This window comes from Streptomyces sp. NPDC054849 (assembly GCF_053610945.1).
Genome location: NZ_JBSGZI010000019.1, coordinates 30,449 through 55,617, shown reverse-complemented (window position 1 = coordinate 55,617; position 25,169 = coordinate 30,449). Strand labels below are relative to the sequence as shown.

Sequence of the window (25,169 nt, the reverse complement as noted above, 5' to 3'; positions counted from 1 at the left end):
GTGCCGCATCTGTCACAGGGGTCCCCCTTGTGTCACACATATCCGCATGACGCGGGTTTTCCGTCACAGCCGGTCGACAGCCCCTCACGTGCGCTCACCCGGCGTCGTTCCCCCGGCACAACCCGAGTGATCGTCGTGTCCACGCGCCGGATCCCCCGACGGCCTCCCGGCCGGCCCCGCGGCGTGGACCAGGAGGTGTCCCGCATGAGCGACCGACAGCTGTGGTCGTACAAGGAGATCGCTGCCCACATCCGGGTCCAGCCGGACACCGTGCGCTCGTACCGCAAGCACGGGCTCCTCCCCCCTCCCGACCACGTGGAGGGCGGCAAGCCCTACTGGTACGCCGAAACCGTGCGGGCCTGGGTGGCCCGCCGGCCCGGCAATCGGGGCCGCCGCGAGGACTGACCCACCGACCGGCCGACCGACCGGCCGAGCGAAGGAGTCCGGGAGGAGCGGGGTCCCCCGGCCCCCTTCACGGCGAAAGAGTGGGAGGCGGTACTCGCATTTATACCCCCCAGGGGTATAGTCTCGAAGTGTCGGGAGGACGGTGGAGCCATCGGCCGCCTCCCGGCGACCGGACACACCCCTGAAGAGGAGAACGACATGACCGCCGAGACGGACACCCAGACCACCACCGTCTACCGGGTGACCGGCATGACCTGCGGGCACTGCGAGGGCGCGGTGACCAACGAGATCTCCGCCCTGCCGGGCGTCGCCTCGGTCAAGGCCGTCGCCGCCACCGGCGAGGTCACCGTGGTCTCCGCCACCCCGCTCGCCGACGAGGACGTCCGCGCCGCCGTGGACGAGGCCGGCTACGAGTTCGCCGGACAGGTCTGAGCGGCCCTAGCCGCCCCCTCCTTCGGCACCTCCTTCGCCACCTCTCTCCTTCGGCAGCACCCCGCGGCACCCCGCGGTATCCCGCCGGGCCGTACCGGCCAGCTCATACTGGTTCCGTACGGCCCGGCCCTCCCCCTGGAGCCGGAACATGACCAGCACAGTGCACGACGGACCGATAACGGCGGTCGAACTCTCGATCGGCGGGATGACCTGCGCCTCCTGCGCGGCCCGCATCGAGAAGAAGCTCAACCGGATGGACGGCGTCGAGGCCACGGTGAACTACGCCACCGAGAAGGCCCACGTCTCCTACACCGGTGACGTCCGGGTCGCGGACCTGATCGCGACCGTCGTCAAGACCGGCTACACCGCCGAGGAGCCCCCGCCGCCCGCCCCGGAGCCCGTCGAGGAGACCCGGACCGAGGCCCCCGACCCGGTGCCGGCCGCACTGCGGCAGCGGCTGCTGGTCTCCGTGGCGCTCGCCCTGCCCGTCGTCCTGCTCTCGATGGTCCCCGCCCTGCAGTTCGACAACTGGCAGTGGCTCTCGCTGACCCTCGCCGCCCCCGTCGTCGTCTGGGGCGGCCTCCCCTTCCACAAGGCCGCCTGGACCAACGCCCGGCACGGCGCCGCCACCATGGACACCCTCGTCTCGGTCGGCACGCTGGCCGCCTTCACCTGGTCGCTGTGGGCCCTGTTCTTCGGCCACGCGGGCATGCCCGGCATGCGGCACGGCTTCGACCTCTTCACCGTTCAGGGGGGCGCCGTCTCGCGCACGGACGGCTCCTCCGCCCTCTACCTGGAGGTCGCGGCGGGCGTCGTCTCGTTCATCCTGCTCGGCCGCTACCTGGAGGCCCGCTCCAAGCGGAAGGCGGGCGCGGCCCTCAGGGCCCTGATGGAACTGGGCGCGCGGGACGTGGTCGTGCTGCGCGCGGGCCGGGAGGCCCGAATCCCGGTGAGCGCGCTCGCGGTCGGCGACCGGTTCGTCGTCCGCCCCGGTGAGAAGATCGCCACCGACGGCACGGTCGTCGAGGGCAGCTCCGCCGTGGACGCCTCCATGCTGACCGGCGAGTCCGTCCCGGTCGAGGTGTCCGTCGGCGACTCCGTCACCGGCGCCACCGTCAACGCGTCCGGACGCCTGGTCGTCGAGGCCACCCGGATCGGCGCCGACACCCAGCTCGCCCGGATGGCCCGGTTGGTGGAGGACGCCCAGAACGGAAAGGCAGAGGTGCAGCGCCTCGCCGACCGGATCTCGGGGATCTTCGTGCCCGTGGTGCTGGTGCTGGCACTCGGGACCTGGATCAGCTGGCTGCTGATCACCGACGACGCCACCGCCGCCTTCACCGCCGCCGTGGCCGTCCTGATCATCGCCTGCCCGTGCGCCCTGGGTCTGGCCACGCCGACCGCACTGATGGTCGGCACCGGGCGGGGCGCGCAGCTCGGCATCCTGATCAAGGGCCCCGAGGTACTGGAGTCCACCCGCCGCGTGGACACCGTCGTCCTGGACAAGACCGGCACGGTCACCACCGGCCGGATGACGCTCGCCGGCGTGGTCACCGCCGAGGGCGTCGAGGAGCGCGAACTGCTGCGCCTGGCCGGCTCCCTGGAGCATGCCTCGGAGCACCCGATCGCCCGGGCCGTCGCCACCGCGGCGGCCGAACGGGCCGGCGCCCTGCCGGTCCCGGAGGGCTTCGAGAACGTCGCCGGGCTCGGTGTCCAGGGCGTGGTCGACGGACACGCCGTGCTGGTCGGCCGCGAACAGCTGCTGGCGGACTGGTCCATCACCCTGCCGGCCGGGCTCGCCGAGGCCAAGAAGGCCGCCGAGGGCGCGGGCGGCACCGCCGTCCTGGTGGCCTGGGACGGCGCGGCGCGCGGCGTGCTGACCGTGGCCGACGCGGTCAAGGAGACCAGCGCCGAGGCGGTGGCCCGGCTGCGGGCGCTCGGCCTCACCCCGGTCCTGCTGACCGGCGACAACCGGGCCGTCGCCGAGACGGTCGCCCGCGAGGTGGGCATCGACGAGGTGATCGCCGAGGTGCTCCCGCAGGAGAAGGTGGACGTCGTACGCCGCCTGCAGGCTCAGGGCCGTACGGTCGCCATGGTCGGCGACGGGGTCAACGACGCGGCCGCGCTGGCCCAGGCGGACCTCGGTCTGGCCATGGGCACCGGTACCGACGCGGCCATCGAGGCGGGTGACCTGACCCTCGTACGGGGTGACCTGCGGGTGGCGGCGGACGCGATCCGCCTCTCCCGCCGGACCCTGGCCACCATCAAGGGCAACCTGTTCTGGGCCTTCGGCTACAACGTGGCGGCCCTGCCCCTGGCGGCCGCCGGCCTGCTCAATCCGATGATCGCGGGGGCGGCGATGGCCTTCTCCTCGGTCTTCGTGGTGACCAACAGCCTGCGGTTGCGCTCCTTCCGCTAGGGGATCGCCTTCGCATCGTGCCCACACTTCCTTCACGGGAGACGCAGATCACAGTGACCACAACGTAACCATCCGGGGTCGTCATGGGTCTAATGGGGCGATGCCAGGAACGTCTTGGGGGACGTTCCACGGAAACCCTGGGGGATTTCCGTGGTGTCCGAAGGCCGGGACGCGTGCCCGCGGGAGGCTTTGAGCGGCACTCCCGAGCTGAACGGGTCCCGGCACACCGACGCCTCGACTCGGGTCCCGTGGGGGGAATCCGTTTCGGGGAAAAGGGAAGCGCCCCGACCGTCGACCCGTGGGGGGATCGACGGCGGGGCGCTTCTCGCATGCCTGGGGTGATACCGCTCCACGCGGCCGCACGCCGCGCGGTTGAGAGCCTCGGGTCAGCGGGCCTCGACCGGAACGAAGTCGCGCAGGACCTCGCCGGTGTAGATCTGGCGCGGACGGCCGATGCGGGATCCCGGCTCCTTGATCATCTCGTGCCACTGGGCGATCCAGCCGGGAAGCCGGCCGAGCGCGAAGAGCACGGTGAACATCTCGGTCGGGAAGCCCATGGCCCGGTAGATCAGACCGGTGTAGAAGTCCACGTTCGGGTAGAGGTTGCGCTCGACGAAGTACTCGTCGGCCAGCGCGTGCTCTTCCAGCTTGAGGGCGATGTCCAGCAGCTCGTCGCTCTTGCCGAGCGCCGAGAGGACGTCGTGGGCCGCCGCCTTGATGATCTTCGCCCGGGGGTCGAAGCTCTTGTAGACGCGGTGCCCGAAGCCCATGAGGCGGACGCCGTCTTCCTTGTTCTTCACCTTGCGGATGAAGGCGTCGACGTCGCCGCCGTCGTTCTTGATGCCTTCCAGCATCTCCAGAACCGACTGGTTGGCGCCACCGTGCAGCGGACCCCACAGGGCCGAGATGCCGGCGGAGATCGAGGCGAACATGTTCGCCTGCGAGGAGCCGACCAGACGCACGGTGGAGGTGGAGCAGTTCTGCTCGTGGTCCGCGTGCAGGATCAGCAGCTTGTCGAGCGCCGAGACCACGACCGGGTCCAGGTCGTACTCCTGGGCGGGCACGGAGAAGGTCATGCGCAGGAAGTTCTCGACGTAGCCGAGGTCGTTGCGCGGGTAGACCACCGGGTGGCCGACCGACTTCTTGTACGCGTAGGCCGCGATCGTCGGGAGCTTGGCCAGCAGCCGGATCGTCGAGAGGTTGCGCTGCGTCTCGTCGAACGGGTTGTGGCTGTCCTGGTAGAACGTCGACAGCGCGCTGACCACGGAGGACAGCATCGCCATCGGGTGCGCGTCACGCGGGAAGCCGTCGTAGAAGCGCTTCACGTCCTCGTGCAGCAGCGTGTGCTGGGTGATGTCGTTGCGGAACGACGCGAGCTGGTCGACGGTCGGCAGCTCGCCGTTGATCAGCAGGTACGCGACCTCGATGAAGGTCGAGCGCTCGGCCAGCTGCTCGATCGGGTAGCCGCGGTAGCGCAGGATGCCCTGCTCACCGTCGAGGTAGGTAATCGCGGACTTGTAGGCGGCGGTGTTGCCGTAGCCACTGTCCAAGGTGACGAGCCCGGTCTGGGCCCGCAGCTTCGAGATGTCGAAGCCCTGGTCACCGACGGTGCTCTCGACCACCGGGTAGGTGTATTCACCGTCCGCGTACCGGAGTACTACAGAGTTGTCGCTCACGTCATCCCTCACCGACGTAGTGCCTCTTCTTCGAGGTGCCCTGACTGCCTCTACCTTCCCCCATTTGGCGCAGGAGAGTGCACTCGGGGTCGGCCTTTGGCGCTCTTGACGGCACTGAGTGCCGTCAACCTGTTCATCCTGCCCCTCCGCGCCCGTTGCCGTAACCCCAAATGATCGATCATCTAGGTGATGTTTCCCACCGGTATCCGGCCGGACAGCCGCGCGGCGACCGCCGTGTACCTTCTGCCTGCGGAAACGGTACGCACCGCCTGACCGAGGGCCTTGCGGGACCCGACGAGGACGACCAGTTTCTTCGCCCGGGTCACCGCCGTGTAGAGCAAGTTGCGCTGGAGCATCATCCAAGCTCCGGTGGTGACCGGGATCACCACCGCCGGATATTCACTCCCCTGCGAACGGTGAATGGTGACGGCGTACGCGTGGGCCAGCTCGTCGAGCTCCGCGAACTCGTAGCCGATCTCCTCGTCCTCCTCCGTGCGCACCGTCAGGCGCTGTTCGTCCAGGTCCAGGCCGGTGACGACGCCGACGGTGCCGTTGAAGACACCGTTCGCCCCCTTGTCGTAGTTGTTTCGGATCTGGGTCACCTTGTCGCCCACCCGGAAGACCCGGCCGCCGAACCGCTTCTCCGGCAGGTCCGGCCGGGCCGGCGTCATGGCCTGCTGGAGCAGCCCGTTGAGATTCCCCGCGCCGGCCAGACCGCGGTGCATCGGGGCGAGGACCTGGACGTCCCGCCGCGGGTCGAGCCCGAATCTGGCCGGGATCCTCCGGGCCGCCACGTCCACGGCCAGCACCCCGGCCGCCTCGGTGTCCTCCTCGGGGAAGAGGAAGAAGTCGGGCAGACCGTCCGTGATCGGCGGCAGGCCGGTGTTGATCCGGTGGGCGTTGGTGACCACGCCGGACTGCTGGGCCTGCCGGAAGATCCGGGTGAGGCGGACCGCGGGCACCGGGCCGCCCTCGGCCAGCAGGTCCCGCAGCACCTCCCCGGCGCCCACCGAGGGCAGCTGGTCCACGTCGCCGACGAGCAGCAGGTGCGCTCCGGGCGCCACGGCCTTGACCAGCTTGTTGGCCAGCAGCAGGTCCAGCATCGAGGCCTCGTCGACCACGACCAGGTCGGCGTCCAGCGGCCGCTCCCGGTCGTACGCCGCGTCCCCGCCCGGTTTGAGTTCCAGGAGCCGGTGCACCGTGGAGGCCTCGGCCCCGGTGAGCTCGGACAGCCGCTTCGCCGCCCGGCCGGTGGGCGCGGCCAGCACCACCTTGGCCTTCTTGGCCCGGGCCAGCTCGACGATCGACCGCACGGTGAAGGACTTGCCGCAGCCCGGACCGCCCGTGAGGACGGCGACCCGGCGGGTCAGCGCCAGCTTGACCGCGTCCCGCTGCTCGGGGGCGAGCGTGGCCCCCGTCCGCCCGGCGAGCCAACCCAGGGCCCGGTCCCAGTCCACGTCCTGGAAGCCCGGCATCCGGTCGTCCTCCGCGTGCAGGAGCCGGCGCACCTGCCCCACCAGCGACAGCTCGGCCCGGTGGAACGGCACCAGGTACACGGCGGTCAGCGGGTCCGGCCCGCCCTGCGGATCCGGCACGGATTCCCGGACGACCCCTTCGGGGTCGGCGGCGAGCTCGGCCAGGCACTCGATCACCAGCCCGGTGTCCACCTGGAGCAGCTTGACCCCGTCGGCGATGAGCTTCTCCTCGGGCAGGAAGCAGTGGCCCTGGTCGGTGGACTGGGACAGGGCGTACTGCAGGCCGGCCTTGACCCGCTCGGGGCTGTCGTGCGGGATGCCGACGGCCTGGGCGATGCGGTCGGCGGTGAGGAAGCCGATGCCCCACACGTCGGCGGCGAGCCGGTAGGGCTGGTTCTTGACCACGGAGATGGAGGCGTCGGCGTACTTCTTGTAGATGCGCACCGCGATGGAGGTGGAGACGCCCACACCCTGAAGGAAGACCATGACCTCCTTGATGGCCTTCTGCTCCTCCCAGGCGGCGCCGATCAGCTTCGTCCGCTTCGGGCCGAGCCCGGGCACCTCGATGAGCCGCTTCGGCTCCCCCTCGATGACGTCGAGGGTGTCGGTGCCGAAGTGGTCGACGATCCGCTCGGCGATCCTCGGCCCGATGCCCTTGATCAGGCCGGAGCCGAGGTAGCGGCGGATGCCCTGGATGGTCGCCGGGAGCACGGTCCGGTAGTTCTCCACGGTGAACTGCTTGCCGTACTGCGGGTGGGAGCCCCAGCGGCCCTCCAGCCGCAGCGATTCGCCCGGCTGCGCGCCCAGCAGCGAGCCGACCACGGTGAGCAGGTCACCGCCGCCGCGGCCGGTGTCGACGCGGGCGACCGTGTACCCGCTCTCCTCATTGGCGTAGGTGATGCGTTCGAGCACGCCCTCGACCACCGCCAGTTGCACCGCCCGTGCCACGTCCGTTGCCATGACCCGAAGCTACCGGGCGGCGCCGACAGTGCGTCAGGCCTGTGGACGACGCAAAGGGGGTCCCGCCTCGCGGCCGGACCCCCTCACGGTTACCCCTCCCGTGTCGGACTTCCCGATCCCCCCAGATCCCTCCCCGGAAGTGCCGACGCACCATACGACCCGCGATTGCCCCAGAGGGTTGCACGCGGATCCACAGCTTTGCCTTTCCGTTACCCAACGCCTACGGAAGGTGTCGGTGAATCAGCACAGATCTGGCGTTCCGGGCACGAGCGAAGCCTCGTGGCATGCCCGGCGGCGAAATGACGGCAGGGGGCGCCGGCCGACATGGGCAAGCCCATGGCCAACGCCGTGTGGAGGACGGAGTAGCCCGTTCGGCGGCTCTCGGCCATAGAGTTGGCCCATGGCTGAGAGCGTGCGGCTGCGGGACCCGGAGCCGGGGGACCTGGGATGGATCGTGCAGCGCCACGGCGCGCTGTACGCCGCCGAGTACGGCTGGAACAGCGACTTCGAGGGCCTGGTCGCCCGGATCGTCGCGGACTTCGCCCAGGACCACGACCCCTACCTGGAACGGGTGTGGATCGCGGAACTGGACGGCCGCCCGGTCGGCTCGGTGATGTGCGTACGGGAGGACGGCGCCCCCGGCACCGCCCGGCTGCGCCTGCTCCTGGTCGACCCCGAGGGGCGCGGGCGCGGTGTCGGCGCCCTGCTGGTCGGCACGGTCGTGGCCTTCGCCCGCTCGGTCGGCTACCGCGAGCTGGTGCTGTGGACCAACGACGTGCTGACCGACGCCCGCAAGCTCTACGAGCGGGCCGGGTTCACCCTGATCGCGCAGCGCCCGCACCGCTCGTACGGAGTGAGCCTGACGGGGCAGGACTGGCGCCTTCCGCTCCAGGAGGGCCGGCCGGGCTGAGCGCGGGCCGCGAGGGCGCCGTCGAGGTCAGCGCGACGCCGCCGACGAGGAGGGCGGCCGCCAGCCAGCGCAGCCCGGAGACGGACTCCCCCAGGACCAGAGCCGCGGATGACATCCCGAAGACCGGGACCAGCAGCGAGAACGGCGCCACCGAGGAGGCCGGGTAGCGGCGCAGCAGGTACCCCCAGGCCCCGAAGCCGAACACGGTCGAGATCCACGCCACGTAGCCGATGACGGCCGCACCGGACCAGTCCAGGGCCCCCAGCGCGGCGAGGTCCCGCTCGGGGCCCTCCAGCAGCAGCGAGAGCGCGAACAGCGGCAGCACCGGGACCGTGCACACCCAGACCATGAAGTTCAGAGCGTCGGGCGGGGAGGCCTTGCGGGTCAGGACGTTGGAGACGCCCCAGCAGGCGGCGGCCGCCACGACCAGGGTGAAGCCGAGCAGCGGCCCGGAGGTTCCCCCGTCCACGGCCGCGACCGTGATCCCGGCCAGGGCCACTCCCATGCCGAGGACGCGCACCCGGCCCGGCCGCTCGCGCAGGACGACCGCGGCGAAGACGGCGGTGAAGACGGCCTGGACCTGCAGGACGAGGGAGGACAGCCCGGCGGGCATCCCGGCGTCCATCCCGGTGAAGAGCAGCCCGAACTTGGCGATGCCGAGGGCCACGCCGACCCCGAGGATCCACTTCCAGGCGACCTTGGGCGGCCCGACGAAGAACACGGCGGGCAGGGCGGCGACGAGGAAGCGCAGGGCGGACAGGAGCAGCGGCGGGAAGTGGTCGAGTCCGATCTCGATGACCACGAAGTTGAAGCCCCAGACGGCGGCGACGAGCACGGCGAGTGCGGTGTGGAGGGGACGCATGATCCGAGCATCGACTCCCGGACCCTGTAGCACCAGCACGGATCGCTTCCGGGCTGAATGAAGCGTTGCTTACGAATACGTGCGGTGCCACGATGGAGGCATGCTCGATCTCTCCCGGCTGCGCGCCCTGCACGCCGTTTCCGTCCACGGCTCGGTCGCGGGCGCGGCGGCCGCCCTCGGCTACACCCCCTCCGCGGTCTCGCAGCAGATCTCCAAGCTGGAGCGGGAGACCCGCACCACCCTGCTGGAGCGCCGTGGACGCGGGGTCGCGCTCACCGAGGAGGCCCGGCACCTGGCCGCTACGGCGCAGGAGTTGCTGGCGATCGTGGAGCGCGCGGAGACCACCCTGGAGGAGCGGCGCGGGCAGCCGAGCGGGCTGCTGACGGTGGCCGCGTTCGCCTCGGCGGCGCGCGGGCTGCTGCCGGGGGTGCTGGCCGACCTGGCTCGCCGGCATCCGTCGCTGGACGTCCGCCTCACGGAGGTGGACCCCCACCTGTCCGTGGACCTGGTGGCCCGCGGCGTCACCGATCTGGCGGTGGCCCACGACTGGGACATCGCCCCGCTGCCCGCGCCCGAGGGGATCGAGCAGGCGGTGATCGGGGACGACCTCTGCGATCTGGTGGTGCCGGCCGGTCACCCCTTCACCGGGCGGCGGGTCGTCCACCGCAGCGATCTCGGCGGCGAGCGCTGGGTCTGCCAGCCGCCCGGCCGCGTCTGCCACGACTGGCTCGTACGGACCCTGCGCACCGCCGGTTGCGAGCCCGACATCGCACACGTCGCGGAGGAGAACCACACCATCGTCGCCCTGGTCGCGGCCGGACTCGGGGTGGCCGTCGTCCCCCGCCTGGGCACCGGCGCGCTGCCCGCGGGGGCGGTCGCCGTACCGCTGGAGCCGGGCCCGGTACGCCGGCTGTACGCCCTGTGGCGCACAGGCGCGGCCCGCCGCCCCGCGATCACCGAGGCCGTACGAACCCTGCAGGAGCACTGGGCGGCCGGGTAGGACACCCGCTACCGCCCGTTCCGACGGGGACGGGAGGGTGCCGGGGCGATCCCCGCAGGGCGCCGAACGCACTACCGCCCCGGTGACCCCTGCAGCCCGTTCCGACGGGGACGGGAGGGTGCCGGGGCGATCCCCGCAGGGCGCCGAACGCACTACCGCCCAGCTCTCCGACCCCCCGCCACGTTCGGTGCCCGAGGAGACGCCCCGGCGCCCGCCCGGCCCGCCGAAACCGACCCGACCCACCCCGGGCGCGAAACGGGGGTACTTGGCCAACACACCCCGACACAGCCGACCCGCCCGGAGGGCAACCGGTAGGGTCCGGCGCGTGCCGAACCACGCCTCCCGCCGTACCCTGCTCGCCGCGGCCGCCCTGGCCGCCGCCACGGCCGCGGGGGCCGCTTCCGCCGCGGGGGGCGACGACCCCGCCCCCGACGACGCGCGGCCCACCGGCGAAGATTGGGGCCGCCGTCCCGACCGGGCGCGGCTGCTCCGCCTCGTGGACCGGATGAGCCTCGCCGAGAAGGTCGGGCAGCTCTTCGTCTCGCGGGCGTACGGGCATTCGGCGACCGACCCCGACCCGGTGGACGCCGAGAAGAACCAGGAGCTGTTCGGGGTGCGCACCGCCGCCGAGCTGGTCTCCCGCTACCACCTCGGCGGGATCGTCTACTTCGCCTGGGCCCACAACACCCGTACCCCGCACCAGATCGCAGCCCTCTCGGCCGGCCTCCAGCAGGCCGCCCTCACCACCGGCGCCCGGATCCCGCTGCTGCTCTCCACCGATCAGGAGCACGGCGCCGTCGCCCGGATCGGCCGGCCCGCGACCCTGCTCCCGGGGGCGATGGCGCTCGGCGCGGCCGGTTCCACGGCCGCGGCCCGGCGGGCCGCCCGCATCGCGGGCGCCGAACTGGCCGCCATGGGCATCCGGCAGGACTACGCGCCGGTGGCCGACGTCAACGTCAACCCGGCCAATCCCGTCATCGGCGTACGGTCCTTCGGCGCGGACCCGCAGGCCGTGGCGGCCCTGGTCGCCGCGCAGGTCCGCGGCTACCAGGGCGCCGGGGTGGCCGCCACCGCCAAGCACTTCCCGGGCCACGGGGACACCGAGACCGACAGCCATGTCGGCCTCCCGGTGATGCGGCACACCCGCGCCGCGTGGGAGGAGCTGGACGAGCCGCCGTTCCGGGCCGCGGTGGAGGCGGGCGTGGACGCCGTCATGACGGCGCACATCGTTTTCCCCGCCCTCGATCCCTCGGGGGACCCGGCGACCCTCTCCCGGCCGATCGTCACCGGCCTCCTGCGCGAACGCCTGGGCTTCCGGGGGGTGGTGGTCACCGACGCCCTGGACATGGCCGGAGTCCGCCAGAAGTACGGGGACGACCGGGTCCCCGTACTGGCCCTCCTGGCGGGCTGCGACCAGCTGCTGAACCCCCCGGACCTGGGACTCGCGCATCGCAGCGTGCTGGCGGCCGTCGAGGCGGGCGAGTTGACGGAGGCCCGCGTCGAGGAGTCGGTGCTGCGGATCCTGGAGCTGAAGGCCCGGCGGGGCCTGTCCGCCGAGGGTTCCGCCACGGGCGCGCAGGTGGACGCCACCGTCGGCATCCGGGAGCACCTCGACGCCGCCGACGCGATCGCGGCCGCCACGACGACGCTGCTGGCCGATCCCCGCGGGCTGGTGCCGATCGATGCGACGGCCGGGCCACGGCTGCTGGTCACCGGGACGGACCCGGTCTCCCCCACGGGTACCACGGGACCCCCTACGGCCGTACTGGCCCGGGAGCTCACCGCCCTCGGCTGCCGGGCCACCGCGGTCCCGCCCGCCCGTGCCGTGGCCGCCGCGGCCGGTCACGCGGCGGTGCTGGTGTGCACGTACAACGTCCCGGAGGGGGAGAGCCCGCAGCGCACGCTGGTGGCGGACCTGATCGCGACCGGCGTCCCGGTGATCGTGCTGGCGGTCCGCAACCCGTACGACCCGGCCCGGCTGCCGGCCTGCGCGGCGGAGCTGGCGACGTACTCCTGGACGGATGTCGAGATGCGGGCGGCGGCCCGGGTGCTCACCGGGGCGCTGCGGCCCGCCGGCCGCCTTCCCGTCCCGGTCCCGGGCCGCTACCCGCTGGGCCACGGGCTGACCTAGGGCGGGTCAGTGGGTGACCTGCCACACGACGCCTGCGACGACGACCGCGCCCGCCGCCGCCACCGCCGCCGGGCGGGAGCGGCGCAGGGTGTACCCGACCAGAGCGGCCGTCAGCAGTACCGCGACCGTCCCGACCGCCCCCTTCAGCGGACCATCCCCGTATCCGTACTCGCCGAAGTGCCGTGCCAGCCAGGCGAGCCAAGCGATCCTCATGTGCGTCCCCCATTTCGTGATCTTGTGGATCGTAATCGGGGGTGCGGCGCGCAGGGGCGGGATCCGGCCTGCTCTGCGGCTCGGGACATGGCTGAGGGCGTGTCCGCACGGTGTGCGGACACGCCCCGGGCCGGCTGCCGGTTGCCGGCTACGGCCGCAGCTGCGGCTCGCGCTCCGGCTCGTGCCGGTCGAGCTGCGCGTCCGGCGCCGCCAGCGGCGCCGCCCGTCCCGCGTCGGCCGCCGCGGCGGCCGGGGCCACCCCGGCCCACTGCAGGATCTTCGCGGTGGCGAGGGACTTCTCGCCGTCCAGGAGCTTGGCGACGTTCGCCCCGTGGTTGGCGCCCGGCGCGGTCATCACGTAGCTGTCGCGCACCCCGTACCCGAGGCGGAACGGTTCAGCACCCCACGGGTCGTTCTGCCCGTACACGAACAGCATCTGGTGGGCGTTGTCGCGCACCCACCGGTCCACGTCCGCCATGGCCCCCGGCTGGAAGGTCATGGGGATGTCACGGGGCACGAAGTTGCGCGGCGGCTGGTAGCCGTAGCGGCTCAGGTTGCCCAGGTGCGGCTGCTTGATGTCCGGGGAGCCGAGCTGCGTACCCGCCTGGTAGTAGTAGGGCGTGTACGTCTGCAGACCCTGGTCGGCGTAGGCCGAGAAGCCGGAGATCGCGTCGATCGTGTCCCATATCTCCTGGTCGGTGGCGGTGGCCGCCGTCGGGATCGAGGCGCAGTCGGCGAGCAGGCTGTACTGCCAGAAGGCCCACACGTAGTCGAGCACGACCGCCTCGTAGGCCTTGTCGAGATTGCCGACCGTGGTGAAGGTCCAGCCGTTCTCGGCCGCGGCGGCCGCGTACTTGGCCTCCAGCGGCTCGCGGCGCACGAGCGCCTCGCGCTGCACCGCGTTCAGCTTGTCGCGGCACTCCTTGGTGCCGACCTTGGCGAAGAACCGGTCGTAGGCCGAGTCCTCCTTGTCGACGACGTCGTTGGGCGCGACGTACGCGACGACGCCGTCCATGTCGCGCGGGTAGAAGCGCTCGTAGTACGTCGCCGTCATGCCGCCCTTGCTGCCGCCCGTGGCCAGCCAGTTCTTCTTGTAGATCTTCTTCAGGGCGGTGAAGATGCGGTGCTGGTCGCTGGCGGCCTGCCAGATGTCCAGGTGGGCCCAGTCGGCCGGGTCGGGCCGGGAGGGCGTGAAGAACCGATACTCCATGGACACCTGGTTGCCGTCGATGATGGTCGTCGGCTCGCTGCGGCGGGGGCTGGTGTTGACGTTGTAGCCGGAGGTGAAGAACACCGACGGCCGAGAAACGTCCTTGTGCAGCAGGGTCAGGCGCTGCTTGAAGGTGCCCTTCCACGGCTGCCGGTGGTCCACCGGCTGCTCGTAGTTCAATACGAAGAAGCGGTAGCCGGGGTACGGCTTCTCCTCGATCAGGCTCATCCCGGGAATGCCGAGGATCTGGTCCTTGATGTCCGTGGCGGCCGCCGGCTCCGCGGCTGTGGCCGCTTGCGCCGTGGAGCCGGCCGCGCCCATGGTGCCGATGAGCACCACGAGCGACAGCAGCCATCCGAGCGTCTTGCGCATTCACCCTCCCCTTGAGTTCACTTCGGTCGCCGTGAACCTAGCCGGGGCAACACGCCGCTGACCAGACCTAGTTGGGCCGGTCCCTCAGCACAGGATCCAGCCGGAATCGGCCGATCCGGCCCCCACGTCCCCCTTGACGTACACGCAGCGGCTGATCGCACCGACGGTGACGGGCCCCGCGTACCGGGTGAATTGCCCGGCATCGCGCACCGGGGCCCCGCCGCGGGCCTGGATGCTCACGGCCATCTGCCGCCGCTCACCGGGCACTCGGGCCACGGTCACCGCACAGGCGCGGGTGCGGCTCTTGTAGACGCGCACCTCGCCCGTCTCGAACTCCACCGTCCTCGCCAGCCGGCCCCCGCAGCCCCCGGCCGCGGCCTGGGCCGGCGGCGCCGAGAACAGACCCCCGACGCTGAGCCACAGCGCCGCCGTGAAGACCCCCAGGGCCGCGGCCCGGCGGCCGCGGCTCCTCCTCCTCTGCAACACCCTGTCCCCCGATCGGTCGTACGTACAACGCGCACGCACGTACGACGCCCAAACCTCCCGGAAGGTTGCGGCGGGCAAGGACCCGCAGCGGCCGGGCCGCCCATCCCTCGTACGAGTGCATCCCCCACTTCCCGGGGCGAGAAGGGGAGTTGACCCTCGCACGGATGATTACGCTAGGTGACCGCACCCTGCACCCTGACCGCACACCTGCCCGCCGTAGCCGTGAAAGGCACCGCCATGACGAACGACCTGCTCGACCGCAAGCTGGAGCGCGCCTTCACGCACCTGGACGCCGACGGGAGCGGGGTGATCGACGCGAGCGACATCATCGCGCTCGGCTCCCGGCTGCTGTCCGCCCTCGCGGAGCCGGCCACCTCGCCCAAGGCGGACCTGGTGATGAGCGGTCTGGCCGACTTCTGGCAGGACCTGTTCACCGAGCTGGACCTGGACCGGGACGGCAAGGTCACGCCCGAGGAGTACAAGGTGGGCATGACGCGGCTGTACGCGCAGGGCGGGCCCGCGTACGACCGCTCGTTCCGGCCCATGGTGAAGGCGATCCTCACGGTCGTCGACACCGACGGCGACGAGCGCATCAGCCCCGAGGAGTTCCACAGGGCCCAGGAGGCCTTCAACCCGGAGCTGAAGCCCGCCGACGCCGAGGCGCTGTTCGCGAGGATCGACAAGGACGGGGACGGCACCCTGACCGTGGACGAACTCCTCGGCGCCATCCGCGAGTACTACACGGGCACCGACGAGGACGCCCCGGGCAACCTGCTCTTCGGCGAGCTCTGACCGCCCGGTCCACGCCCTGCGCCGCGGCGTCGCCCTACGCCGCGGCGCGCTCGTCCTCTCCGGCGAAGGTGCGCCACAGCTCGGCGTACCGGCCGCCGTGCGCCAGGAGTTCGGCGTGGGTGCCGTCCTCCACGACCCGGCCGCGATCCATGACCACGACCCGGTCGGCGCGCGCGGCCGTGGTCAGCCGGTGCGCCACCACCAGGGTGGTGCGCTTGCCCGCGAGCCGGTCCGTCGCCCGGTTGACCTGGGCCTCGGTGGCCAGGTCGAGGGCGGCGGTGGCCTCGTCGAGCAGCAGCACGTCCGGGTCGACGAGTTCGGCGCGGGCCAGCGCGATCAGCTGGCGCTGACCGGCGGAGAGGTTGCGGCCGCGCTCAGCGACGGTGTGCAGGTAGCCGCCGTCGAGGGTGGCGATCATGTCGTGGGCGCCGACCGCGCGGGCGGCGGCCTCCACCTCGGCATCGCTCGCCTCGGGCCGCCCGTAGGCGATGGCGTCACGGACGGTCCCCGGGAAGAGGTACGACTCCTGGGGCACGACGCCCAGGCGGTGGCGGTACGCCGTCAGGTCGAGCTCCCTCAGGTCCACGCCGTCGGCGGTGATCCGGCCGGAGGTCGGGTCGTAGAACCGGGCCACCATCTTGACCAGCGTCGACTTTCCGGCTCCGGTCTCACCGACGAAGGCCACGGTCTGCCCGGCGGGTATGCACAGGCTGATGCCGGCCAGCGCCTCGCCCTTCTCGCCCCGCTCCTCGGCGGTTCCGTAGCGGAAGTGGACGTTCTCGAAGGCGATCTCCCCACGCAGCGACGGAAGTTCGCGCGGGTGCTCCGGCCGCGGGGTGGTGGTGGGCTCGCGCAGCAGCCCCTGGATGCGGCCGAGGGAGACGGTGGCCTGCTGGTAGCCGTCGAAGACCTGGGAGAGCTGCTGGACGGGGGCGAAGAACAGGTCGATGTAGAGCAGGTAGGCGACCAGCGCGCCGGTGGTGAGCGTCCCGGCCTCGACCCGGCCCGCGCCGACGATCAGCACGGCGGCCGCGGCGCCCGAGGACAGCAGCTGCACGAACGGGAAGTAGACGGATATCAGCCACTGACCGCGGACCCGGGCCTCGCGGTACGAGTCGCTGCGCTCGGCGAAGCGCACGGCGCCCGAGCCCTCGCGGCGGAACGCCTGGACGATGCGCAGGCCCGAGACGGACTCTTGGAGGTCGGCGTTGACCAGGCTGACCCGGTCGCGGGCGAGCTCGTACGCGGCGACGGACCTGCGCCGGAAGACGATCGTGCCGACGACCAGAACGGGGAGGGTCGCGAAGACGATCAGCGCGAGTTCCACGTCGAGGACGAGCAGGGCGGCCAGGATGCCGAAGAAGGTGAAGATGGAGACGACGGCGGTGACGAGCCCGGTCTGGAGGAACGAGCTCAGCGAGTCCACGTCGGTGGTCATCCGGGTCATGATCTTGCCGGTCAGCTCGCGCTCGTAGAAGTCGAGTCCGAGGCGCTGGAGCTGGGCGAAGATCTTGACGCGCAGGGCGTACAGCACGCGCTCGCCGGTACGGCCCGTCATCCGGGTCTCGGCGACCTGCGCGGCCCACTGTGCGACGACGACGGCGAGGGCGAGTCCGGCGGCCAGCCAGACGGCGCCCAGCACGGCCTGCTCCACCCCCTCGTCGATGCCGTTGCGGATCATGATCGGCAGCAGCAGTCCGGCGCCCGCGTCGACGGCGACGAGGCCGAGGCTGAGGGCGAGCGGCGCCCAGAAGCCACGGAGCAGGCGGCGCAGGCCGTAGCTCTCCTCGGCGGCGGCGGCCCGCGTCTCGTCCACGTCGGGCCGGTCCTCGGCGGGCGGCAGCGCGGCCACCTGCGCGAGCAGTTCGGGGGTGGCGGGCGCCCCGGCGACCGCACCGGCCGCGGAAGGCCCCGCTCCGGGCGTTCCGCCCGCACCGGTGGACTCCTCCTCGCGCCGCCAGAGCTCGGGGGTGACCCCGCCGGCGACCCTGCGCTTGGCGTTGACGGGCTCGGAGTCGATCTCGGCTTCGAGCTCGATGTCCCGTTCCAGGTCACGGTCGAGCTCGCGCTCGAACTCGGCCATCACGGGAGCGTCCGGTGTCCGCGGTGAGCCCGCGCCGAGCGCGTCGGGGTCGGTCAGCAGCCTGCGGTAGAGCGCCGACCGGCTCTGCAGCTCCTCGTGCGTCCCGAGGTCGGCGAGCCGCCCGCGGTCGAGTACGGCGATCCGGTCGGCCAGCGCGAGCGTGGAGCGGCGGTGGGCGATCAGGAGGGTGGTGCGGCCGGCCATGACGGCGCGCAGGGCTTCGTGGATCTCGTGCTCGACCCGCGCGTCCACGGCGGAGGTGGCGTCGTCGAGGAGCAGCAGCCGCGGGTCGGTGAGGACGGCCCGGGCGAGGGCGATGCGCTGGCGCTGGCCGCCGGAGAGGGTCAGTCCCTGCTCGCCGACCTTGGTGTCGTACCCGTCGGGCAGGGCCCGGACGAACCCGTCGGCCTGGGCGGCGCGGGCGGCGGCCTCGATCTGCTCGTCGGTGGCGCCGGGATGCCCGTAGGCGATGTTGGCGCGGATGGTGTCGGAGAAGAGGAAGGAATCCTCGGGGACGAGCCCGATCGCGCCGCGCAGGGACGCGTACGTCAGCTCGCGGACGTCGTGGCCGCCGACGCGGACCGTGCCGCCGTCGGCGTCGTAGAACCGCGGCAGCAGGAGCGCGACGGTGGACTTCCCGCTTCCCGAGGCCCCGACGACGGCGACGGTCTGCCCCTCCGGCACGGAGAGTGAGAACCCGTCGAGGACGGGCCGCTCGGGGTCGTAACCGAAGCGGACGTCCTCGAAGTCGATGGTGGCGGGCGCGTCCTCGGAGAGGTCGTGCGTTCCCTCCTCGATCACGGGCTCGGTGTCGATGAGCTCGAACACCCGCTCCGCGCCTGCGCGGGCCTGCTGCCCGACGGTGAGGACCATGGCGAGCATGCGGACGGGTCCGACGAGCTGGGCGAGGTAGGTGGAGAAGGCCACGAAGGTGCCGAGGGTGACCTGCCCCTCGGTGGCCATCCAGCCGCCGAGGGCCAGCATGGCGACCTGCGCGAGCGCGGGCACGGCCTGCAGGGCGGGGGTGTAGCGGGAGTTGAGCCGGATGGTCCGCATCCGCCCGGCGAACAGCCTGCGGCCGGCGGCGCGCAGCTTGCCCGTCTCCTGCTCCTCCTGGCCGAAGCCCTTGACGACGCGGACGCCGGTCACGGCCCCGTCGACGACGGTCGCGACGGCGGCGGCCTGGCTCTGGGCCCACCAGGTGGCGGGGAAGAGCTTCTTGCGGCTGCGCTTGGCGATGAACCAGAGGGCGGGGGCCATCAGCAGGGCGACGAGGGTCAGCAGCGGCGAGAGCCACAGCATGACCCCGAGGGAGATCCCGAAGAGGAGGAAGTTGCCGATCGTCATAGGCAGCATGAAGAGCAGGCCCTGGATCAGCTGGAGGTCGCTGGTGCCGCGGCCGACGACCTGCCCGGTGTTCAGCTCGTCCTGCCGCCGGCCGTCCAGGCGGGCGATGGCGTCGAACATGTCGGTGCGCAGGTCGTGCTGCACGTCGAGGGCGAGCCGCCCGCCGTAGTACCGGCGTATGTAGGTCAGCACGTACACGGCCAGGGCGGCGGCTATGAGCAGTCCGGCCCAGACTCCCATGGGCTTGCTCTGGTCCCCGATGACGTCGTCGATGATCACCTTGGTGACCAGCGGCACGAACGCCATGACGGCCATGCCGGCCAGTGAGGACCCGAGCGCGAGCAGCACATTGAGCCGGTACCGCCATGTGTAGCCGGCCAGCCGCCTGCCCCAGCCCTGTTTCTCCCCAGCCGCTTTCTGCGCCGCCGCCACGTCAGGCCTCCCCGTTCGTCCTGTCCTGCCGAAGCCCCAACGCTCCGACCGGCGGATTTCATCCCGCCGCAACAATCGAACGGCTTTACGCGGGGCTCCGCCACTAGGAGGCGTCGAACGAGTACTCCAGGACGTAGGCGGAGGCGTCGAGCACCATCTCGTTGACCTCGACCACCTTGTCTTCGGCGGCGAAGGCGGTACGGACGACCAGCACGACAGGCGTCCCGGCGGCCAGCCCGAGCCGTGCGGTCTCGTCGGCGCCCGGCATCCGCGAGCGGACCTCTTCCCGGAACCGGACGGGGCCGACGCCCAGCTCGGCGAGCCGGGCATAGATCCCACCGGGGCCGCTGTCGGGCTCCGCGATGGGCGTCCCCGCCACGAGCGCGGCGTCGAGGTAGGAGGTGGCCACCATGACGGGCTTCCCGTCGAGCAGGAACCTCCGGCGGCGCACGCAGGCGGGCGCGTCTGCCGCCAGCCCGAGCAGCGCGGAGACGGGGCCGGGTGCGACCTCCTCCGCGACGCCGAGGAGCTCGACCTCCGGGTCGTGCCCTTTCCCGTCCGCGCCCCAGATGGACCCACCGCTGCCCCAGACCTCGACGGACAGCCTCTGGATCCCGCGCCGCCGGATACCGACCCGCAATTCGCGTACGAAGACCCCCGCGCCCTTGCGGGCGGGCCCTGCCGCGACGGCCGAGCTGCTGCTCTCCGAGCTGGTCACCAACGCCGTGCGGCACGCGCGCGCACCGCAAGGGCGGGACATCGGGGTCCGGCTCGCGCGGTACGAGGGCGTGCTGCGGGTGGAGGTCGCCGACGCCGGCCCCGCCGTCAAGCTCACGCCACAGGTCGTGGCGGAGTGGGACGAGCGGGGCCGGGGCCTCGCGATCGTGGCGGCCCTGGCCGAGCGGTGGGGCTGCTGCCCCCGCCGGCACGGCATCGGCAAGGCCCTCTGGGCCGAGGTCAGGGGCTAGGCAGCGACTTCACCACGGGGGGCTTCGCCAGCGGCTTGTTCTCGCAGCCGAGGGCGTCGGCGACGCGGCGGGCCATGAGGTAGGTGAAGGTCATGCGCCGACCTTGGACCGCCGGATCCGCAGCCGGCCGGGACGGGCTGAAGGCGAACCTGATGTCCGCCGTGAGCCACACTTCCTGCGACTGCGCCTTGAGTTCCCCAGGCATGTCGCACTGGACGAGCAGCGTCGAGCGGGTGCCGCTCGTTACGCCGCGCGCACCGTTCAACGAGTAGGACGCATCGCCGGGGAAAGAAGGCGCTTCATGGGCCCGAAGAAACCACCCGGGCACGAAGGTCACACGGGCGTCACCATGCTCGTCCTTCATGCTGTACCCGCACGCGTTCGTATAGAACATGTGCTTCTCCGGCCGGATCACCGGCAACGCACGCTCGAACTTGTCCACCAACCGACTCGTGGTGCCATACGACTTCGTCGTGACGTCCTCCGTGCCGAGGAGCTCGCGCACAAGCGCCGCCTCCTCCGACGACGGACTGATCCCGCACGGGTTCGCGGCCTCAGCCTCAGAGCCGCCCGAAGTGCACGATGCCAGTGTCAGCACACAGACGAACGCGGTCGCCGACCGTACGAGAGCTTTGAGCACGTCAGGGCCGAAGGTGCGCACGGGCGGCCTCCCGTCCGGTCGAGTAGGAGTTGATCGCTTCGTTCTGGGCATGTACGGCCGCCGGGTCACCATCGATCTGCCGCTGCTCTCTCCATGCTTCGAACAGCTCGTTGGTTCCCTGCACACCAGCCGCGTAATTGGTACTGGACTCCTTCTTACTCTGTTCCTCGGCCGCGTCCTTGACTCCCTCGACCCAGTCGTACTTGGCCACGTCGATGATCGAGCCGCCTAGCGTGCCCACGACCGGGATCTCGCCGATGAGCGCGTTTCCGGCGGCAGCCGAGTATTCAGCGGTGCCCTCCGCCCACTTGACCTGGTCGTCTTCCTTGTCCTTGTAGACGTCGGCACCGATGCCGTTGAGGGCGCCGGCTGCCACCCCGATGTCGTGCGCGGTGTTGTCCCAGTCAGCACTGACCGCGTGCGGGGAGTCGGCTTTGAACTCGGCGGCGGTCGCGAGCTGCTCCGCCGCGTACGCCCGCTCCGCCTCGACCATCAGCGCGTAGGCCGGGCCGTCGTCCGCGATTCCGCGCATCACGCGGATCAGGCTGCCCTGCCCGACCGCGATCTTGGCCTCGTCGCCCGACCCGTGGATGGAGTCCTTGCCATCGACGTAGCCCAGGTCGGAGTTCTTGCCGCCGAGGATCTCGTGGGTGTCCTCCACGTAGTCGACCAGCGCCTTCGCCATCGGCTGGCGGATGTTCTCCAGGTCCTTCGGGAACTCGTCGCCGCCCATCTCGTCGTCAAGGAAACGGATCGCGTGGTGCATGACCCGGGCCTGGCCCTCGGTGTGGGGGCCGGGTGCGCCCAGCTTCTCGCCGTCCACGTGGCCCGTGGCCGCCGCCTGGATGGCCGCGCCGAGGCCTTCCGCCTTGTTCGGGTTGACGAGGTCCATGTTGCCGACGCCGCCCGAGAGCCACTCCTTCGGCCACTCTCGGTCGGTGAGCATGTAGTCCAGGTGGTCGTTCTTGTTGCCGGGCGCGGCGGGGTCGAGGAAGAACTCGGCCGAGGCGGGGTCCTTGGCCATGATGCCGAGGAGGCTGTCCAGCGGGTCGGGGACCAGGTTGGGGCGGGCCGCGTCGAAGGCGTGGTTGAAGACGTACGGCTTCGACTTCTCGGTCTCGATGATGCCGTTGCCGATGTCGTTGAGGAACTGCTTGCCGTAGCCGTCGCCGTTCTCCATGAGGGTCACGAGGGCCGTGTACCCGTGCATCGGCCGCGCGCCCTTGGCGAGGTTGTCGTCGCCCAGCTCCTTGAGGCCGGAGACGAAGGGCTTGTAGGCGTAGCTCTCCGGGTCCTTGGTGCCCGAGGCGATCGTCCCCGCGAGGCCGGAGCCGATCGACTCGTAGAGCTTCTTGTCCCCCGCCGACACACCGCGGTCGTTGGACGCCAGGTTCATCTGGTCCGCCAGCAGCAGGGTCTCCTTGGGGCCCAGCGCGTGCAGGTACGCCTCGCTGAAGTGCTTGTCCCCGGAGTTCTGCTTGAGGAGGTCGTTGTAGTGCTTCAGCTCCTCCGGCGAGGCGTCGCCTGAACGGATCTTGGAGCTGAGCGCGAGCGCCTCCACGGCCTCGACGTCGTTGACGGGCTTGGAGTTGAAGCCGAACATCGAGGTGCCGTCCGCCCCCGAGGCGTTCAGCAGGGCCGTTTTGACGTCCGCGTCGAATTCCGTGACGGCCTTGACCGTGTCCGCGATCCGGCTCGTCCAGGACCGCTCGATCTCCGGGAGGTCGGGATCGTGGCGGATGGCGTTCACGGAGGCAGGGTCGGCCTTGCTGAAGTCGTAGCTCGCTATGCCGGCGTCCGAGACCTTCATACCGGCCTTGACGGCGTCCGCGACGGCGGAGGTAACCCGGCCCTTCAGCTCCGTGAACCGGGCGAAGGCGTCACGGAGCAGCGACTCCATGGCCAGCGCCTCCGTCTGGGCCGCGTCGAACTCCTTGCGGGTGATGCCGGAGTTGACGCTCGCCGCCTGTGAACTGCTGCCCAGCCAGAGGTCGCCGACGGAAACGCTCTGGACTTCCTTCTCGTACACGTCCTCGAGCGACTTGAACTGCGTCGCCATGGATTTCCATCCCTCGGCGGCCGTGGTGAGCGCGGAGAGGTCCGTATTCATGATCTCGTGATAGGTCGGCATGATCCCTAGACTCCCTCGACCCTGGACTGCAGGGGCGCGAAGCTCTGCCCCGTCAGCTGATCGGTTCCGGAGAGCAGGTTCGACGCCCCACGCAGGTTCGTCTTCTCCGAGGCCAGCCGCGCCATCAGGCGCCTCACCTGGTCGTCCCAGTGCGTGTGGGCCTTGGTCAGGCCCGTTGCCGTCTCCCAGCCGTTGAAGGCCTTGACGGCGTTCTTCGTCGGTTCGTCGGCCGCGTCCGCGGCCTTCGTCGTGCCTGGCTGCAGGACGTTCTCGATGGTGTTGGCCGCCTTCTTCTTCTCGGGAGGGGCCGTTGCCAGAACCCCCGGCCAACCCGGCGTCGTGGAACCACCCTGATCGGCGGGTACCTGATTCAGTCGCATCTGCGGCGACGAGGCCCCGGCCGCGGCATGTTTGTGCCCGGCCCACTCTTGCTCGAACGACACTTCTCCCCCTCGGACGCCACCCGGACCTGATCACAGCACCCTAGCGAGGCCGTGGGCGTCCGCTACACGTGCGTCGGGGCGAACATCCGGAGCCGGGCGGGGAGGACGACCACCGAGGGGCCCGGGGTGGCCAAGGCCTTCTTGAGGTCGGCCGTCAGAGATTCCGGGGTGGTCGTGGTCGCCGGGACGCCGAAGGCTTCCGCCAGGGCGGCGAAGTCGGGGCGGGTGAGTTCCGTGCCCGTGGTGCGGCCCTCGAAGGCGTCGGTCATGTACTCGCGCAGGATGCCGTAGCCGCCGTCGTCCACGATCAGCCAGGTGACGTCGAGGTCGTGCTGGCGGGCCGTGGCCAGCTCCGCGATCGAGTACATCGCGCCGCCGTCGCCGGAGACCGCGAGCACCGGGGTGTCCGGTTCCGCGACGGCCGCGCCGAGGGCCGCCGGGAAGGCGTAGCCGAGGCCGCCCGCGCCCTGGGCCGAGTGCATGGTGTTGGGGTGCTTCGGGTCGAAGGCGGACCAGGCCCAGTAGGACAGGATCGTCATGTCCCAGAAGGACGGGGAGCGCGGCGGCAGCGCCTTGCGGACCGAGGCGAGAAGGTCCTGCTCAAGAGCCAGGTCCTGGGCCTGGAGGCGGGCGGCGATGTCCGCGAGCACCCTGCGCACGCGCTCCGGGGCGGACGGGTCCTCGCGCTCGGACACCGTCTCCAGCAGGGCCTGGAGGGCGAGGCGGGCGTCCGCGTGGATGCCCAGCGCCGGGTGGTTGGACTCCAGCTTGCCGAGGTCCGCCTCGATCTGGACGATCCGGCCGGCCGGGAAAAAGGTGTGGTAGTTCGAGGACAGCTCCCCGAGGCCCGAGCCGACGACCAGCAGGACGTCCGCGTCCTCCAGGAAGTCCGTCATGTGGCGGTCCTCGAGCCAGGACTGGAGGGAGAGCGGGTGGGTCCACGGGAAGGCGCCCTTGCCGCCGAAGGTGGTGACCACTGGGGCGTTCAGGCGCTCCGCGAGCTGCTTGAGCTTGCCGGCCGCGTCCGAGCGGACGACTCCGCCGCCCGCGATGATCACCGGGCGGGCGGCGTGGGTGAGCCAGTGGGCCGCCACCGCCGTCAGCTCGGGGCGCGGGGCCAGGTCGTGCGGAGTCGCGTCCATGCCCGTGACCTGCGGAAGGATCGTCTCCGACCGTAGGACGTCCTCGGGGATCTCGACCCAGACCGGGCCGTGCGGGGCCGTCAGCGCCGACTCCCAGGCCTCGGCGATCACCGACGGGATCTGGGAGGCGGTACGGGCCGTGTGGACCGACTTGACCACGTCCCGGAAGGACGCGGACTGGTCGCGCAGCTCGTGCAGGTGGCCGCGCCGGCCGCCGCCCAGGCCCGCGACGGGGACCTGGGAGGAGAGGGCGAGGACCGGGGCGGAGGCCGCCGCCGCCTCCGCGAGGGCCGGCAGGGCCGTCAGGGCGCCGGGGCCGGTGGACAGCAGGAGCGGCGCCGCCTCACCTGTGACGCGGCCGTACGCGTCCGCCGCGAAGCCGGCGTTGTTCTCCACGCGCAGGGTGATCAGCCGCAGGTCGGAGCGCCCCACCGCGTCGAAGAGGCCGAGGGCGTGCTGCCCCGGCAGCCCGAAGACGGTGGTGGCGCCCAGCGAGCGCAGCGTCTCCACGACCAGGTCCCCGCCCGTGCGCCCCGGCGGCGCGGCCAGGGCGGCGGCCGTCTGGGCCTCGGTGGGACGGAGTACCAGGTCGTGGTCGTGCGTCACGTGCGCTTACTCGCCC

General features: G+C 71.6%; 18 protein-coding genes and 2 pseudogenes. 8 read left to right on the top strand and 12 right to left on the bottom strand.

Features of this window, described 5'->3' with window-relative positions; translation table 11 throughout:
• The first annotated feature begins 204 nt into the window (after nt 1-204).
• The 3 genes from ACWGIF_RS11660 to ACWGIF_RS11650 all read left to right on the top strand — a co-directional run bounded on the left by ACWGIF_RS11660 (nt 205) and on the right by ACWGIF_RS11650 (nt 3,253).
• Complete coding sequence (locus ACWGIF_RS11660) at nt 205-405, top strand: helix-turn-helix transcriptional regulator (protein WP_030655426.1); 201 nt, start codon at nt 205-207, stop codon at nt 403-405.
• Nucleotides 406-603: 198 nt separating this feature from the next.
• On the top strand, nt 604-837 hold the full coding sequence (locus ACWGIF_RS11655) for a heavy-metal-associated domain-containing protein (protein ID WP_453494667.1): 234 nt from the start codon (nt 604-606) through the stop codon (nt 835-837).
• A 148-nt stretch (nt 838-985) separates the two neighbouring features.
• On the top strand, nt 986-3,253 hold the full coding sequence (locus ACWGIF_RS11650; protein WP_453494664.1) for a heavy metal translocating P-type ATPase: 2,268 nt from the start codon (nt 986-988) through the stop codon (nt 3,251-3,253).
• A 386-nt stretch (nt 3,254-3,639) separates the two neighbouring features.
• On the opposite strand, the gene ACWGIF_RS11645 is transcribed toward ACWGIF_RS11650, so the two are convergent.
• Nucleotides 3,640-4,929, bottom strand: coding sequence for a citrate synthase (locus ACWGIF_RS11645; protein WP_453494661.1), 1,290 nt, complete (start codon nt 4,927-4,929; stop codon nt 3,640-3,642).
• A 182-nt stretch (nt 4,930-5,111) separates the two neighbouring features.
• Nucleotides 5,112-7,364, bottom strand: a complete 2,253-nt coding sequence (recD2, locus tag ACWGIF_RS11640) for an SF1B family DNA helicase RecD2 (RefSeq protein WP_453494658.1) — start codon at nt 7,362-7,364, stop codon at nt 5,112-5,114.
• A gap of 397 nt (nt 7,365-7,761) precedes the next feature.
• Here recD2 and ACWGIF_RS11635 point away from each other — a divergent pair.
• A pseudogene (locus tag ACWGIF_RS11635) lies at nt 7,762-8,274 on the top strand (GNAT family N-acetyltransferase); the annotation flags it as partial.
• Here ACWGIF_RS11635 and ACWGIF_RS11630 read toward each other — a convergent pair.
• Nucleotides 8,180-9,136, bottom strand: coding sequence for an EamA family transporter (locus ACWGIF_RS11630; protein WP_453494655.1), 957 nt, complete (start codon nt 9,134-9,136; stop codon nt 8,180-8,182). The pseudogene ACWGIF_RS11635 and the gene ACWGIF_RS11630 sit on opposite strands and share 95 nt — an antisense overlap.
• Before the next feature lie 100 nt (nt 9,137-9,236).
• Between ACWGIF_RS11630 and ACWGIF_RS11625 the strand changes: the two genes are divergently transcribed.
• Both ACWGIF_RS11625 and ACWGIF_RS11620 read left to right on the top strand, forming a co-directional pair.
• On the top strand, nt 9,237-10,136 hold the full coding sequence (locus ACWGIF_RS11625; protein WP_453494652.1) for a LysR substrate-binding domain-containing protein: 900 nt from the start codon (nt 9,237-9,239) through the stop codon (nt 10,134-10,136).
• 325 nt (nt 10,137-10,461) lie between these two features.
• Complete coding sequence (locus ACWGIF_RS11620) at nt 10,462-12,267, top strand: glycoside hydrolase family 3 N-terminal domain-containing protein (RefSeq protein WP_453494649.1); 1,806 nt, start codon at nt 10,462-10,464, stop codon at nt 12,265-12,267.
• A 6-nt stretch (nt 12,268-12,273) separates the two neighbouring features.
• Here ACWGIF_RS11620 and ACWGIF_RS11615 read toward each other — a convergent pair whose 3' ends face one another.
• The 3 genes from ACWGIF_RS11615 to ACWGIF_RS11605 all read right to left on the bottom strand — a co-directional run bounded on the left by ACWGIF_RS11615 (nt 12,274) and on the right by ACWGIF_RS11605 (nt 14,545).
• Nucleotides 12,274-12,480, bottom strand: a complete 207-nt coding sequence (locus ACWGIF_RS11615) for a hypothetical protein (RefSeq protein ID WP_453494646.1) — start codon at nt 12,478-12,480, stop codon at nt 12,274-12,276.
• A 148-nt stretch (nt 12,481-12,628) separates the two neighbouring features.
• Nucleotides 12,629-14,062: a S28 family serine protease gene (locus tag ACWGIF_RS11610; RefSeq protein WP_453494643.1), complete on the bottom strand. Its 1,434-nt coding sequence runs from the start codon at nt 14,060-14,062 to the stop codon at nt 12,629-12,631.
• Between the two features lie 84 nt (nt 14,063-14,146).
• Nucleotides 14,147-14,545, bottom strand: coding sequence for a hypothetical protein (locus tag ACWGIF_RS11605; protein WP_453494640.1), 399 nt, complete (start codon nt 14,543-14,545; stop codon nt 14,147-14,149).
• A gap of 180 nt (nt 14,546-14,725) precedes the next feature.
• Here ACWGIF_RS11605 and ACWGIF_RS11600 point away from each other — a divergent pair, with 180 nt between their 5' ends.
• Nucleotides 14,726-15,340 (top strand): EF-hand domain-containing protein, encoded by a 615-nt coding sequence (locus tag ACWGIF_RS11600; RefSeq protein ID WP_453494637.1) that lies wholly within the window; start codon nt 14,726-14,728, stop codon nt 15,338-15,340.
• A gap of 34 nt (nt 15,341-15,374) precedes the next feature.
• Here the strand turns inward: ACWGIF_RS11600 and ACWGIF_RS11595 are convergent, their stop codons facing one another.
• On the bottom strand, nt 15,375-19,202 hold the full coding sequence (locus ACWGIF_RS11595) for an ABC transporter ATP-binding protein (protein WP_453494634.1): 3,828 nt from the start codon (nt 19,200-19,202) through the stop codon (nt 15,375-15,377).
• A gap of 103 nt (nt 19,203-19,305) precedes the next feature.
• Nucleotides 19,306-19,875, bottom strand: a pseudogene (locus ACWGIF_RS11590) (GntR family transcriptional regulator); the annotation flags it as partial.
• Between ACWGIF_RS11590 and ACWGIF_RS11585 the strand changes: the two are divergent.
• Complete coding sequence (locus tag ACWGIF_RS11585; protein WP_453494631.1) at nt 19,868-20,170, top strand: ATP-binding protein; 303 nt, start codon at nt 19,868-19,870, stop codon at nt 20,168-20,170. The pseudogene ACWGIF_RS11590 and the gene ACWGIF_RS11585 overlap by 8 nt on opposite strands.
• Here ACWGIF_RS11585 and ACWGIF_RS11580 read toward each other — a convergent pair.
• The 4 genes from ACWGIF_RS11580 to ACWGIF_RS11565 form a co-directional block, all read right to left on the bottom strand.
• Nucleotides 20,160-20,831, bottom strand: coding sequence for a hypothetical protein (locus tag ACWGIF_RS11580; protein WP_453494629.1), 672 nt, complete (start codon nt 20,829-20,831; stop codon nt 20,160-20,162). The two genes, ACWGIF_RS11585 and ACWGIF_RS11580, sit on opposite strands and share 11 nt — an antisense overlap.
• On the bottom strand, nt 20,812-22,962 hold the full coding sequence (locus ACWGIF_RS11575; RefSeq protein ID WP_453494626.1) for a hypothetical protein: 2,151 nt from the start codon (nt 22,960-22,962) through the stop codon (nt 20,812-20,814). Before ACWGIF_RS11575 ends, ACWGIF_RS11580 begins: the two co-directional genes overlap by 20 nt.
• A gap of 5 nt (nt 22,963-22,967) precedes the next feature.
• The gene (locus ACWGIF_RS11570; RefSeq protein WP_453494623.1) at nt 22,968-23,342 is read right to left on the bottom strand and encodes a hypothetical protein; all 375 of its coding nucleotides are present in this window, start codon (nt 23,340-23,342) and stop codon (nt 22,968-22,970) included.
• 125 nt (nt 23,343-23,467) lie between these two features.
• Nucleotides 23,468-25,153, bottom strand: a complete 1,686-nt coding sequence (locus tag ACWGIF_RS11565; protein ID WP_453494620.1) for a thiamine pyrophosphate-binding protein — start codon at nt 25,151-25,153, stop codon at nt 23,468-23,470.
• Nucleotides 25,154-25,169: the final 16 nt, after the last annotated feature.